This window comes from Symploca atlantica LB2515 (assembly GCF_052546295.1).
Genome location: NZ_JBQWMT010000001.1, coordinates 4007350 through 4022338, shown reverse-complemented (window position 1 = coordinate 4022338; position 14989 = coordinate 4007350). Strand labels below are relative to the sequence as shown.

At 45.4% G+C, this 14989-nt stretch carries 8 protein-coding genes; 6 read left to right on the top strand and 2 right to left on the bottom strand.

What is annotated here, in order from left to right; translation table 11 throughout:
- Positions 1-40: 40 nt before the first annotated feature.
- Entirely contained in the window at positions 41-2290 is a 2250-nt protein-coding gene (locus ACT7WV_RS16765; protein ID WP_445103967.1) for a glycoside hydrolase family 57 protein, read from the top strand.
- A gap of 259 nt (positions 2291-2549) precedes the next feature.
- Here ACT7WV_RS16765 and ACT7WV_RS16760 read toward each other — a convergent pair whose 3' ends face one another.
- Positions 2550-2936, bottom strand: coding sequence for a nuclear transport factor 2 family protein (locus tag ACT7WV_RS16760; protein WP_445103966.1), 387 nt, complete (start codon positions 2934-2936; stop codon positions 2550-2552).
- Positions 2937-3337: 401 nt separating this feature from the next.
- Between ACT7WV_RS16760 and ACT7WV_RS16755 the strand changes: the two genes are divergently transcribed.
- The 3 genes from ACT7WV_RS16755 to ACT7WV_RS16745 all read left to right on the top strand — a co-directional run bounded on the left by ACT7WV_RS16755 (position 3338) and on the right by ACT7WV_RS16745 (position 8403).
- The gene (locus ACT7WV_RS16755) at positions 3338-4201 is read left to right on the top strand and encodes a Tab2/Atab2 family RNA-binding protein (protein ID WP_445103965.1); all 864 of its coding nucleotides are present in this window, start codon (positions 3338-3340) and stop codon (positions 4199-4201) included.
- 125 nt (positions 4202-4326) lie between these two features.
- Entirely contained in the window at positions 4327-5637 is a 1311-nt protein-coding gene (locus tag ACT7WV_RS16750) for a TldD/PmbA family protein (protein WP_445103964.1), read from the top strand.
- 75 nt (positions 5638-5712) lie between these two features.
- Entirely contained in the window at positions 5713-8403 is a 2691-nt protein-coding gene (locus ACT7WV_RS16745; RefSeq protein ID WP_445103963.1) for a chloride channel protein, read from the top strand.
- A gap of 123 nt (positions 8404-8526) precedes the next feature.
- Here the strand turns inward: ACT7WV_RS16745 and ACT7WV_RS16740 are convergent, their stop codons facing one another.
- Positions 8527-9321, bottom strand: coding sequence for an LmeA family phospholipid-binding protein (locus ACT7WV_RS16740; protein WP_445103962.1), 795 nt, complete (start codon positions 9319-9321; stop codon positions 8527-8529).
- 118 nt (positions 9322-9439) lie between these two features.
- Here ACT7WV_RS16740 and ACT7WV_RS16735 point away from each other — a divergent pair, with 118 nt between their 5' ends.
- Positions 9440-12787 (top strand): GAF domain-containing protein, encoded by a 3348-nt coding sequence (locus ACT7WV_RS16735; protein ID WP_445103961.1) that lies wholly within the window; start codon positions 9440-9442, stop codon positions 12785-12787.
- 389 nt (positions 12788-13176) lie between these two features.
- A complete protein-coding gene (locus ACT7WV_RS16730; protein ID WP_445103960.1) occupies positions 13177-14979 on the top strand; it encodes a hybrid sensor histidine kinase/response regulator in 1803 nt (600 codons plus the stop codon).
- Positions 14980-14989: the final 10 nt, after the last annotated feature.

Below are 14989 nucleotides of genomic sequence, written 5' to 3'. Positions count from 1 at the left end.
ACTGGGCGGATGCTGTAGGTAAAAATCGCATCTTACAATTATGTCTCATCCCTTATACGTCGCTTTCATCTGGCATCAGCACCAGCCACTGTATAAAAAATGCCGCGATCGCTTTTCCTTGACCTCTGGACAATATCGTCTACCTTGGGTAAGGCTACACGGCACAAAAGATTACCTAGATTTAGTGCTGATGCTGGAGCGCTATCCTAAGCTGCATCAGACAGTAAACTTAGTTCCATCGCTAATTTTGCAACTGGAAGATTACATTGCTGGTACTGCCTTCGATCCCTATCTGGAAGTTGCTCTGACACCCACCGAACAGCTTAGTCCTGGGCAACAGCAATTCATCATCGAGCATTTTTTCGATGCCCATCACCGCACGATGATTGACCCTCACCCCCGCTATCGGCAACTTTACCAACAAAAACAGGAAAAGGGGAGGACGTGGTGCCAGGAAAATTGGACGCCCCAGGATTATAGTGACTTATTAGCATGGCACAACCTGGTCTGGATCGATCCTTTGTTTTGGGGTGACCCAGACCTTGAACAATGGTTGAAGCAAGGGCAGAACTTCAGTTTAGGTGACCGACAGCGCATTTTCTCCAAGCAGAAAGAAATCCTCAGTCGTATTATCCCCCAGCACCGGAAAATGCAAGAAGCCGGTCAACTGGAAGTAACCACAACACCTTACACTCACCCAATCTTACCCTTGCTGGCAGATACTAATGCTGGTCGCGTGGCAGTTCCTGGGATGACTTTACCCCAGCAGCGATTTCAGTGGGCAGAGGATATACCCCGGCATTTAAAGAAAGCTTGGGATCTCTATCAAGACCGATTTGGTCGAACACCCCGTGGATTGTGGCCTTCGGAACAGTCAGTGAGTCCTCAGATTTTACCTTACATTACCCAACAGGGATTCCAATGGACTTGCTCAGACGAGGCAGTGCTGGGTTGGAGTCTCAAGCACTTTTTCCATCGGGATGAGGTAGGAAACATCTCGGAACCGGAGTTACTCTACCGTCCTTATCGCCTGGAGACTCCCTATGGTGATTTGGCAATGGTATTTCGCGACCACCGTTTATCAGATTTGATTGGCTTTACCTACGGTTCAATGAAACCGAAGCAAGCCTCAGCCGACTTAGTAGGACATTTAGACGCAATTGCTCGCTCTTTGAAACATCGACAGCCCGATTCCGGCACCTCCTTAGAACAACCTTGGTTAGTGACAATTGCTCTGGATGGAGAAAACTGCTGGGAGTATTATCAACAAGACGGTCTGCCTTTTCTCGAATCTCTCTATCAGACTCTGAGCAACCATCCAGAAATTAAGTTGGTCACGGTTTCTGAGTTTATCGAACAATTTCCGCCTACCGCAACTATGCCCGCAAATCAGTTGCATAGTGGTTCCTGGGTAGATGGCAGCTTCACCACTTGGATCGGTGACCCCGCCAAAAATCGGGCCTGGGATTTGCTGACCCAAGCAAGGCAGACTTTAGCCAAACACCCAGAAGCAACAGAAGAAAATAACCCAGAAGTCTGGGAAGCCTTGTATGCAGCAGAAGGTTCCGACTGGTTTTGGTGGTTTGGTGAGGGTCACTCTTCCCACCAAGATGCTATCTTCGATCAGCTGTTCCGCGAACACCTGAGTGCGATTTACCAAGCATTAAACGAGCCGATTCCGGCTAACCTCAAGCAACCAGTAGAAAGCCACAAAGCCAAAGACCAACATCGACCAGAGAGTTTTATCCATCCGGTGATTGACGGTATCGGTGACGAACAAGATTGGGAAAAAGCTGGCCGCATTGAGGTTGGAGGTGCCAGGGGTACGATGCACCGCAACAGCACCATCCAGCGCATTTGGTATGGTGTGGATCACCTCAACTTCTACTTGCGACTAGATTTCCAGAAAGCTTGGCAACCAGGTAAGGACATTCCCGCAGAATTACATCTGCTATGGTTCTATCCCGGCATAACCTGGCACAATAGCCCTGCGCCCTTAATAGAACTACCCGATCAAGCACCACTAAACTATTTATTCCGTCATCAGTTGGGAATTAATCTGCTTACTCAATCTTTTTGGTTCCAGGAGGCTGGTCAACATTGTCAGTGGCATCCTCGTCCCAGTCGCGCTCAAATGGCTCTTGACCAGTGTCTGGAGGTCGCCGTACCCTGGGCAGATTTGCATATTCAGCCCGACTATCCACTGCAGTTAGTGGTAGTTTTGGCAGATCAGGGAATTTTTCAGAGCTATTTTCCTGAGAGTACCTTGGTTTCTTTTCAGGCGCCGTAGAATTTTCAAGAAGTTGGCGTTGCACCATCTCTGAATACTCAGGAGACAATGGGGACAAGGAATCACCGAAAACCCCAATTCATTTCCTAACTAGGCAATGCTTCCGAGTTTCCCCCTTGGAATAGGTGAGGCAGGAAAATACTTTACCATAAACCGTAGAAGTTGAAAGCCTTGTTTCTGTAGAGCAGGGGTGATGATCTGTGTTTAGAAATAAACCGCTAGGTAAATCATAGCGGTTTATTTTTTTAAAATTTAGGCATTACATTATAGGACTACCGTGGTGATGAATCAGATACCATGAAGATGCCATTTTTTCAAAAATATTTGTTGCCATTGATTGCGCTTGGACACTTCTACCACCGCTGATTTGTAGCAAATTTTCAATCAGAATGACATAGGCTAGATTGTCGCAAATCTCTGTTACCAGAATATCTGTTTCGATCTCGATGTATTTGGTGTTTCTAAATATCTGTTGCCAGGATAAACTAATCTCTTTCCAACCACGCAATACGTTACGACCGGGATGGATACAGAGGCTGCCAGTACCCTGGGACCAAACAAGACTCATCGCTTCAATGTCTTTTTTCTCAAAGGCTTGGTAAAAAGCCTGATTAACTGCTAATACTTCTGTACGTTCGTTGCTCATAGATACACTTTATGTCGGCTGATTAAGGGGGAATTCTTGAAAGTTTTTCTATTGAACACCAAGTCCAGTTAGTTGGAACTAACTGGGCAAATACTTGGTAAAATTATCAAGAATTGTACCCCGATCTAAAATAGCAAATGAGTCTTGAACACCATCCAAAATAAAAGGTGGCAGACCAATCTGCCACTTATCTATAGTAAATCTAGACCTAAGCTTAGTAAGTACCTCCTCTAGGGTTTTTAGTCAACATTTGACTACCATTGACTATCAACTCTTGTTACCTAATAATCAAAATAGAGGAACTAAAGTCAAAATCAAACCTAGGATTTTGACATACCACAAATTAATTATAAAACGACCCAAGAGAAAGAAAAATAAATATTGACCTATAAGTGAGTGGCATGGAAACTATCTGGGAACTAGATTTTTACTCGCGTCCAATTTTGGACGAAAATCAAAAGAAGATTTGGGAAGTATTACTGTGCGAAAGTCCTTTAGATACACGCCAGCCCACTGATAATCTGTTTCGATACTCTCAGTTTTGTCCCAATCAGCAGGTTAATTCTATCTGGTTACGAGAGGCATTGGAAAAAGCAATTGCTCAGGCAAAACAGACTCCCAAAAAAATTCGCTTCTTTCGTCGCCAGATGAGCAACATGATTACCAAGGCCTGCCAAGAACTTGAGATTCCTGCTCAGGCAACACGCCGTACCTATACTTTAGAGCTATGGCTACAACAAAGGATCCAGGAATTTTATCCTCATCAGCCCGGATATGAACCCTCAGCAGCAGCATCCTCTTTTGTCCGTTATCAGCCCCAAACACCCCAAGCAATGCCCGACGCCTTGCAGGGAGAACAGTGGACATTTGTCAGTTTAGAAGCCTCAGCCTTCGAGGAAATGAACGAGTGGGGAATTGACTTTGGTGAAGCTTTCCCCTTATCGATGAGAGGCATTGCTCCCGACACCTCGATTCCTGGAATTATTGTATTTTCTTCCAGAGCCAAACCTTTGGCTGCTTGGATGTCAGGTTTAGAACTAGTGTACTTCAGATTTGAAGACAGTTCACCAGCCAGATTATTACTAGAAACTGGTGCCAGTGATTGCTGGATTATGGATAACATCAAAGACCCGAAAATTTTGGCTCAAGCCAAAGATTTTGAGTCAGCAAAGCAGAACGCCTCTGAGGTACATTTTCTCGCTGTGCAGTCGTCTCCTACCTCAGAAACCTTCGCTGGATTTTGGCTGTTGCAAGAGTTGAAGTAGCTTGTCATTGCTAATTGTTCATTGATTTGATTGTTGATAGTTAGCAATTGCTTCTGAGCAATTGACCAATTTTTAACAACAACAAACAACACAAGAAAAACGATAAACGACAAACAACAAAAGTTATGGGTTCTCATGATTTGCCACAAGCGCTGCACGGCGAGCAGCTCTTAGAGCTAGCAGCTGCGTCAGGAGCGACAAGCGCAGAGGTCTATCAATCGCGATCGCTCTCAAGACCAGTTTTTTTCGAGGCAAACCGACTTAAGCAGATCGAGAGCAGCCAATCAGAGGGAATCGCGCTGCGGCTATGGCGAGATGGGCGTCCCGGACTCGCCGTAGCCTATGGCTCAGTAGAACCTCAAGATTTGGTAGACAGGGCGATTGCGGTGACGCACCTCAATGAACCAGAACTAGTGGAACTTGCCGAGACAGAGAAAGCTCACTACCCCGACATGGGCAAAGACGTGCCAGCGGAAGAACTCATCGCCATGGGTAAGGAGGCAATTGCCCTAGTTCGTGATGTTTACCCCGAAGTCCTCTGTACATCTCAATGGGAATGTGAAGAAGAAACAACACGTTTAGTCAACTCCCGAGGGCTAGATTGCTACTGCACCGACACCACACTCAGTTGTTTTTTATCGGCAGAATGGGTGCGAGGTGATGACTTTTTGAGTGTTGCTGATGGTCAAACCGAGCGAGGTACGCTCAACCCCCACAAGTTAGTTCAGCAAATTTTACAACGTTTGAACTGGGCGCAAGACAACATCTCTCCTGCAACTGGTCGTGTGCCAATTTTGTTGACGTCTAAGGCGGCTGATTTGCTTTGGGATACAGTTGAGGCAGCTTTAAATGGTAAACGAGTAATTGAAAAAGCGACACCCTGGAGTGATCGCCTTGGTCAGGTAGTCATGTCAACCAAGGTGAATCTTTCTCAACAACCAGAAGCCGGCCCGTATAGTTGCCCCTTTGACGATGAAGGAACTATTACCCAGCCCCTGCTCTTAATTCAACAAGGACGCTTGCAGCAATTTTATAGCGATCGCACTATTGGCAGATTACTAGGTACAGGCAGCACAGGATGTGGATTTCGCCCCGGTATGGGTAGCTATCCTACTCCAGGTTTAGTCAACTTGCTGATTCAACCAGGAAAAGGTTCTCTCTTAGAACTGATCAAGCAGCTAGACAAAGGACTAGTAGTAGATCAAATCCTGGGTAGTGGCGCTGGAATATCCGGTGACTTTTCCATTAATGTTGAGCTGGGCTACCGGGTATCTCAAGGACAAATTATTGGTCGCGTTAAAGACACAATGGTTAGTGGTAATGTTTACAGCGCTTTAGAGGAGTTGGTAGCAATAGGTGAGGATGCCGACTGGAACGGGCCTTGCTACACGCCCTCTCTAATTGTCGAAGGCCTGTCTGTAACTGCTGGGGAGTAGGAGTCAGAGCCTGTTCATCAGGTTATGGCAGGGATGAAGGAAGACCTCATCCCTGAGCCCTCATTCCCGATCAATATGGATAAATTTCCTTTTTTTTCCCAGAAGACTGCGCCAAAACAAGATACCTTCAACAAATCAAAAACTCGCGATTACTTTCGCCCCTGGCTAGTACCAAGGCGAAGCTTAGCGATTGCCGAAGCCTGTCTCATTGGTATAGTCTCAGGGCTCTCGGCTGTCTTACTCAAACAATGTGTGGGCTGGTTAGGATCATGGCGCATTCTAGCTTCTAATCAGCTACCCCCGATTATTGTCTTGCCAGTCTTTGGACTCTCGTTAGGACTACTTTGTGGTTTTCTTGTTGAGTCTCTAGGATCGGAAGCTACTGGTAGTGGTGTTCCTCAAATTAAAGGCGCACTTGCTCAGTTTCCCATTGTCCTTAATTTACGAGTAGCCCTGGTTAAGTTGCTCGGTACTATTCTGTCTCTATCAGCTGGACTGACCTTAGGTAGGCAAGGGCCAACGGTACATATCGGAGCTGCTTTGGCGTCTCAATTAACACGTTGGGTGCCTACTTCCCCAGAACATCGACGTCAGATGATTGCCGCTGGTGCTGGCGCTGGCTTAGCCTCCGGTTTCAATGCCCCCCTTGCCAGTGTAATTTTTATTGTCGAGGAACTGCTTCATGATGTCTCAAACCTAACGCTGGGTACTGCAATTCTTGCCTCCTTTATTGGTGCCGTGATCTCGCGGGTATTGGGTGGAGGTAGCCTGGATCTCAACTTGGAATTGACAGAATTTTCTCGTAGATTATGGGCACCAGAGATTCCTTTTTATTTGTTGCTGGGTGTCTTGGCTGGCTTACTGGGTGCTTTGTTTAATCGGGGAATTCTCGCTAGTCTTACTCTCTACCAGCGTCTCAATTGGAGTTTGCCCGTACGTATTGGTGTGGCGGGGATGGTTTGCGGGTGTATAGTCTCCCAGCTACCAGATGAGTTTCGCAATAACAGTGGTTTAAGAGAGTTGCTCATTACGGGTGATGCTAGCTGGCAATTTACCAGCTTTGCCTTTGTTGCCTACTTTTTTCTGACTCTAGTTTCCTATGGTTCTGGAGCACCTGGAGGTTTATTTCACCCATCTCTGGTTTTAGGTTCTGCTCTCGGTTACTTAGTTGGGGTTGGCGAGGTTAATTTCCTAGGATACGGTTCACCTACTAACTATGCTCTAGCAGGCATGGGAGCCTTTTTTAGCGCTGTTTCTAAGGTGCCAGTCACGGCAATTGTCATTGTCTTTGAGATGAAATTGGACTTTAATCTGGTACTGCCCTTAATGATCACCAGTGTAGTTTCTTACCTAGTTGCTGATCGCTTGGCCCAAGGATCGCTCTATCAGCGTCTTTTGGAATGGAAAGGTTACACCCTACCCACAGAAATAGTTGAGAAAGGTTCTTTGGCTGGGTTGAAGGCGTCTGACCTAATGCAGCGACGTGTGGAAACCCTAGCTAGTCAGATGACGATAGAGGAAGCAATTCAAGCTTTTTCCCGTTCCCATCATCGCGGTTTTCCTGTGGTTGATGACTCTCAGTTAGTAGGTATTATTACCATTAGAGACATTGGTCATGCTACCCAACGCCAGCCAGATAGGAATACAACCTTGGCGCAAATCATGACCCCAAAACCAGTAACAGTTTTACCAACGGACTCTTTAAGCCATGTCCTTTATTTGCTTGACCGCTACCAGCTGAGTCGGTTGCCTGTTACAGAGGGTCGTAAACTAATAGGAATCATTACTCGTGCCGATATTATTCGCGCTGAAGCCGACCAACTTAGCAGTAAAACTGACACACTAGGGCCTAGTCCTGAACCGTCCTATGTAGTTTATCAAACTCGCTCTCCCGCTCTAGGGCGAGGGCGTATTCTCGTTCCTTTAGTTAATCCTAAAACTGCGCCAGTACTGTTACGAGTGGCGGCCTCTATTGCCCGCGATCGCGACTTTGAAATAGAGTGCCTCCAGGTTATCTGTGTCCCCCGCAGCCAAAATCCTGCCCATACAACCCTCAATACTGCTCAAAACCGTAAATTGCTGAGTATGGCGGAAGATTTAGGGAAGGACTGGGAGATTGCTGTTCACACCCAGATTCGTGCTGCTCACGACGTAGCCCAAGCTATTCTAGAGACGATTAAGGAGCGACATATTAATCTGATCTTTATGGGATGGCAAGCTGAGCCAACTACAGCTAGGGGTCGCATTTTTGGCAATATTGTTGATACTCTGATCAGGCAAGCTCCCTGTGAACTGGTGTTAGTAAAGCTGGGGTATCGACAAAGGGCGCTTAGCGATGGGACAACCTCATCCTATTGTCCGTTGCCTTTGGGTTGGCATCGTTGGTTAGTTACAATTGCTGGTGGTCCCAACTCCAGACGGGCGCTGGAACTAATACCAGCTTTAACAACTTTGGCTGTAGAACCAACAATTACACTCACCCAAGTTTTTGCTCCCTCTAAAATCAAACCTGACACAGCTAGCTTGGAAAAGGCTGTCAATTTTCTTAGCAACCGCATCAGTAACCGAATCGAGGTAGTTCCTTTACGCGGTGCTGCTGTTGCCGAAACCGTGATTAAGCTGGCTAACACAGGCGGTTACGATGTCGTTATCGTCGGAGCTAGTCGCGAAAGACTCTTACAGCAGATGATTCATCAGAATATTCCCAAAGCGATCGCGCGGGGTGTACAAAGTACCGTAATTCTCGTACGAGGCGCGCTTGACTGAATGAGAAACCGCTACAGCGACGGTCACTGTAGCGATTTTAAGAGGGTGAGACGCAGCAATCTTAGATCAACAAACAGAACTTTTAGAGACAAAGGTCTATAGCTACTAATGGAGAACTACTAATTAAGGGTTATTAGGAATGTGCCTGATTTGAGCGTAGCCACTGAAAACGAGCTTTTTACCCTGGGTTTCCAGGCGATTGATGCGCATAGTAATGCCGTCTAGATTGAAACGATCAAGGTCAACCATGTTATTTAAAATCTCATCAAGGGCAACGGCTAAAGCTTGAGAAATTTCGCGCATAGACTCCGGCACTGTATCCGCTTCAAACTGGGAATTTGTAAAGAGAATACGACGGCGTCGTTCCACTTCTAGCGTAGATGTCATGCCAATGGGTACTAAGCCATGATTGGCTAGATGCGCCTTAGCCGAAATTCGCAGACGGTTTCTAGGTTGCAGTTGCACTTGTACGTCGGTGAAGGAAATCGGCTCACCACCAGAAAGTTCTAGTAAAGATGGATTGGCAAGATTTTCCAAGCGTTTTTTCACCAGTTCGGCTGTAAAGGCTTGGTTAATATCAGGTTCGGTTAAAATGACCTGAGCGATCGCCTGGGTGGGTTGCTTTAGGGAAATTCTACCTTTGAGAACTGAGCTAAAGTCAAGGGAGACAGCGTCGGTTTCAAAGGACATCTCCTCAGTTCGGAAATCCCGACGGATTACCAAACCACGACCACTCATTTTGAAGCTATCGATGCTGCCCTGCAACAGTTTACTGGAAGGATGACAGCGAACAGAGACATCCACTGACTCGCTCCTAGTAAAAAGGTGGCGAATCGTTTTGCTGGCGACGGTATTGAGCATTTGCTCTCCCCAATCAGTGCCAGAATTATTGGTTGTACCGGTAAAGCCACCAAACATACCGTTCTCAATCCACGAGAGTTCCTTCTATCTTTGTAACAAAATGTGAATAAGTCAGCAATTAATCCTTTCACCTCCTGAGGATTTTTAGGAATTTCTATCGCCTACAACAAACCCTATGTCTGAATCTGAATCCAAATCTAAAAAAACTATAGGAATGGCAGATTACGAATCACTCAAGCTAGAGTTAGCCACCCTACGAGCGCAAGTTACCCAAAGTTCTGCTGCTGCACCCCCTAAATTAACTCAAGTTGCCCAACAAAAGGCTTTGTTAGCAGTCGTCACCAAAATTCGAGAATCATTGGACTTAAACACTATTTTTAAGTCTACCGCGACAGAAGTCCGTCAACTGCTCAATGCTGACCGAGTGGCGATGTACCGCTTCGATCCAGATTCGGCTTGGAATGAGGGCGAAGTTGTTTCCGAAGATGTGCTACCGCCTTTTCCCTCGGCCTTGGCGACAAAAATTAACGACCACTGTTTTGGAGAAAAGCATGCCACTTATTATCTTAAGGGTCGGATTTGGGCTGCTCCTGATATCTACCAACATGGTTTGCCTGATTGCCATATTGCGATTCTGGCAAGATTCCAAGTAAGGGCAAATCTGGTTGTGCCTTTGTTAAAAGGAGATCAACTTTGGGGGTTGCTCTGCATCCATCAATGTTCTGGCCCCCGCCAATGGCAAGCCTCAGAAATTGATTTTGTTACTCAAATTGCCCTTCATTTAGGAGTAGCTTTGCAGCAGGCGGAGTCTCTCGCCCAACTACAGATGCAGTCAGAGCATCTCGCCCAGGCAGTAGCCCAAGCCGTAGGACGAGAAAAGGCGGTCGCCGCCATCATCGACAAAATTCGACGCTCTTTAGAGCTAGATACTATTTTCCAAACTACCACACAAGAAGTACGGCAACTAGTTAAAGCTGACCGGGTAGTCATCTATCGTTTCCATCCAGATTGGAGTGGTGAATTTATCGTAGAATCGGTAGCACCTGGCTGGAAGTCCCTGATGCTGGAACAGCCAGAAAACCCAGAATCCCTTACCAACATCAGCGAATGTAGCGTCAAGTCCTTAGCTGACCCTCAAGTGATTGATACCTACCTACAAGAAACTGGAGGAGGTCAATTTGCCCAAGGACAGGTGTTTCAGGTTTGTGATGATATTTACAGTGCTGGATTTTCCCTCTGTTACATTGAAACGCTAGAAAGTTATCAGGTCAAAGCTTATGCTATTATCGCCATCTACAAAGGCAAGAGTTTATGGGGATTACTAGCAGCTTTTCAAAATTCTGGAACACGGCATTGGGATGATACCGAAGTAAACTTCCTGGTTCAGATTGGAAGTCAATTAGGAGTAGCCATCCAACAGGCAGAATTATTAGGAAAGGCTCAAAAGCGCTCAGCAGAACTCCAGACTACTCTGACAGCTCAATTGCAAAAACGGGCTCAGGAGTTAGACAAAGAGGCAAATCGAGAGCGAGCTTTAGCCCATGTAATTGAAAGAATTCGCCAGACCTTAGATATTGATACTATTTTCCGGGCTACAACTCAAGAAGTACGGCAAATCCTCAACTGCGATCGGGTATCAGTCTATCGTTTCCATGCTGATTGGAGTGGGGATCTGGTCTCGGAGTCAGTGGAACAAGGCTGGTCTGTGTTAACGGAATCCCGGAGTAAGGCGGTGTGGCACGACACCTACATACAAGAGACTCAAGGGGCTAGGTTTCGTAACCACGAAAATATCGCAGTTGATGACATCTATACCGCTGACCACTCTAAGTGTCACCTGGAAATTTTGGAGCATTTTCAAATCAAAGCCTACATGGTGGTGCCAGTTTTTGTAGGCGAAAATTTGTGGGGATTACTGGGTGCCTACCAAAATTCCGGTTCCCGCCACTGGCAAGAAAGGGAACTTAGCCTGTTGGCTCAGGTGGGTAACCAGTTAGGAGTTGCCTTGCAGCAAGCCCAATTGCTAGCGCAACTCCAGGAAGCTAAGGAAAATGCTGATGCTGCCAACCAAGCCAAAAGCGAATTTCTTGCCAATATGAGCCATGAACTGCGTACTCCCCTGAATGCCATCCTCGGCTTTACGCAACTTTTAACCCGTAATTCATCTCTAAATCAGCAGCAACAGGAACATTTAGGAATTATTACTCGCAGCGGCGAGCATTTGCTGACCTTGCTTAATGACGTACTGGAAATGTCTAAAATCGAGGCGGGTCGGATTATGCTCAATGAAAATAACTTTGACTTATACCGTTTACTCAAAAGTCTCGAAGAAATGCTACAGCTTAAAGCCAGATCTAAGGGCTTAAAGTTGGTTTTTGAATGTGACCCCAGTATTCCTCAATATGTTTACTCAGATGAGAGTAAGCTGCGTCAGGTTTTGATTAATCTCCTGGGAAATGCCATTAAATTTACACAAGAGGGTAGTGTTGTGTTGCGAGTTAAAGTACAGCACAAGACTGAGCAACAGAGAGTAGGGGGTGGTGAAATAGTTGCTTTTCAGGAAGCTGGAAATGAGGCTAGGGCAAAAGATGCTTGCTCTCTACTTTTTGAAGTAGAAGATACTGGCCCTGGCATTGACCCAACAGAACTAGACACTTTATTTGAAGCTTTTGTCCAAACCGAAACTGGCCGGAAATCTCAGGACGGAACTGGTTTAGGTTTACCCATTAGTCAAAAATTTGTGCAACTGATGGGAGGAAATATCACTGTTAGTAGTGTGTTGGGTCAGGGAGCAACTTTTAGATTTGATATCGAGATTGAGCTGGCGGAAGCTACACAAGTTGCGGCTCAGCAGTCGGCTAGACGGTTAATTGGCTTGGAACCTAATCAACCTACCTATCGTATTCTAATCGCTGAGGACAAATGGGAGAGTCGTCTAATTTTAGTTAATCTGATCTCACCCTTAGGGTTTGAGGTTCGCGAAGCCAAAAATGGACAGGAAGCAGTTAGTATGTGGGAAACTTGGCAGCCGCACTTAATCTGGATGGACATGCGGATGCCTGTAATGAATGGTTATGAGGCAACTAAAAAGATTAGAGCTTCTTTCCAGCATCAGAAGACAGTAATTATTGCCCTCACTGCTAGTGTCTTTGATAAACAGCGCTCTGTGGTTTTTTCGGCAGGCTGCGATGACTTTGTTAGCAAGCCTTTTCGGGAGGAGGTTATCTTTGAAAAGATGGCTGAGCATTTGGGGGTGCGCTATCTCTACGAAGAATCTTCTCCAGCTACACTTACCCAATCAGGGTTTCCTCATGAACTTAATAGGGAAGATATTACTGTCATGCCTGCTGAGTGGCTAGCACAGTTCCACAAAGCCGCGACCCAACTTGATGAGAAACAAATGTTCAGTTTGCTTGAGGAAGTTGATCAGGACAATGCCTCAATTTCCGTAGCTTTAGCGGAGTTGCTCTATAACTTTCAGTTCGAGAAGCTAGCAAATTTAACTAAACAAGCTAGAGAGTGAATTCCTGGAAACCCAAGAGCCTGAAATTTGCTTTTAACAAAGTATAAATATTCTGTATTATTTACTTTACAGTGGGAAAAACAAGCCTCGTTGACATCTATCGAGTAACTAAAGTAATTATCTATCTGTGTCCAGCATTTAGTCAATGGCTGTGAGAAGATCTTTGCCAAGGTATTGATTAAGACCAACCCATGGCAAAAGCTTCCAATGATTTTAAAATAATGTGCCTTCTACCAAATACTAGGTCAGGAAAAGAGGAATTGGCGTTTAGCGTTTCTTTCCCGAAGATTGATATTCATTAATTTCGAGCAAATAACACTAGCTAATAATAATTTGAAGACTACTGCAAGAAGGAATAGCCTTCCAGAAAAGTCCATTTAATTAATTTCATGAAGAGCAATCAAGACCCAGAAGTAAAAAATACGATTCTCATTGTTGATGATAAACCAGAAAACCTACGTCTTTTATCCCAAATGTTGACGGATTCAGGATACGAGGTGAAGAGAGCTCTTGACGCTTCAACAGCGTTAATGGGAGTGCTGGCATCCCCGCCCGATCTAATTTTACTTGATATCAGAATGCCGGATATGAATGGCTATGAACTTTGTCAAAGGCTGAAGGAAGTAGAGGAAACACGCGAAATTCCTGTAATTTTCTTGAGCGCCCTCAACGAAGTCTTAGATAAAGTGACAGCCTTTCAGGTGGGAGGAGCAGACTATATTACGAAACCATTTCAGATGCAGGAGGTTTTAGCTCGTGTAGAAAATCAACTAACAATCCGAAGACAAAAAGCACTGCTGCAACAGGAAATTTGTGAACGTCAAAGAACTGAAGAAGCACTGCGATATAGTGTAGAGAAATTGCATGCAACTTCTCTACGTTTGGCAGAAGCTCAAAGACTCGCTCATCTAGGAAATTGGGAATTTGATGTACTAACTGAAAAAATTAGCTGGTCAGAGGAATTATCTCGTATCTTCGGCTTGGATCCGACCAAATCGGCACCGACTTGTGGCGAATATCTTCAGCAGGTTCATCCCGATGATCGAGCTTTGGTGGAGCAAAAAATAAGCAACGCTATCGCCAAGGGTAAATCTTACCAAATAGACCATCGAGTTATACAACCGGATGCTTCAATTCGACATATTGAGTGTAGAGGAGAAGTTATTTTGGATGAGCGAGGACAGGTGAAGAAAGTTTTCGGAACTGCAATAGATATTACCCAGCGTAAACGCGTGGAAGAAGCCTTGCTGGAGTCGGAAGCACGAGCACGGGAAAAAGCAACTCAGTTAGGGTTAACTTTGGATAAATTGAAACGTACCCAAGTTCAACTAATTCAAACTGAGAAAATGTCCAGTCTCGGGCAAATGGTTGCTGGTATCGCCCATGAAATCAACAACCCGGTCAGTTTTATCTATGGTAACATTGCTCCTGCCAGAGAATATTTTCAAGAGTTGATCCGGGTAATTAAGGCTTATCAGCAAGCTTACCCAAATCCTACACCAGAAGTTCAGCAGATCACCCAAGAGATAGAGTGGGATTTTCTGGTGGAAGATTGGCAAAAACTGATGAAGTCTATGCAGGTGGGAGCTGAGCGCATCCATGAAATAGTTTGCTCGCTACGGAGCTTTTCTCGACGCAGTGCATCAGAAATTAAGCTGGTAGATATTCATGAGGGCATCGATAATACCCTACTTATTTTGCGGCACCGATTGCGACCAGAGGGCAATCGTCCTGAGATTCAAGTGATTAAAGAATATCGTCAACTACCTCTGATTAACTGTTATTCCTCTCAGTTAAATCAGGTATTTATGAACCTGCTGAGTAATGCTATTGAGGCATTGGAGGATAATTGGGTAGTTGAAGGTTCCAAGTTAGGAATTATGCCAAAGATTACAATCAGTACTGAGGTAAAGTACCAAGAGAATATTCTCGATGCTGATGAGTGCCTCTGGAATTCTTCGATAGTCGTCATTAAGATTACTGACAACGGCCCGGGGGTGAGTAAGGAATTGCAACAACAAATATTTGACCCGTTTTTTACCACTAAGCCTGTGGGTACTGGTACAGGTTTAGGGCTATCGATCAGCCATCAGATTGTGGTTGAAAAACACGGTGGTCAGCTTAGTTGTTTTTCTGTCCCCGGTCAAGGGACAGAGTTTATTGTGGAGATTCCCCTTAATCAGCAAAAATGAGCAGCTCCAC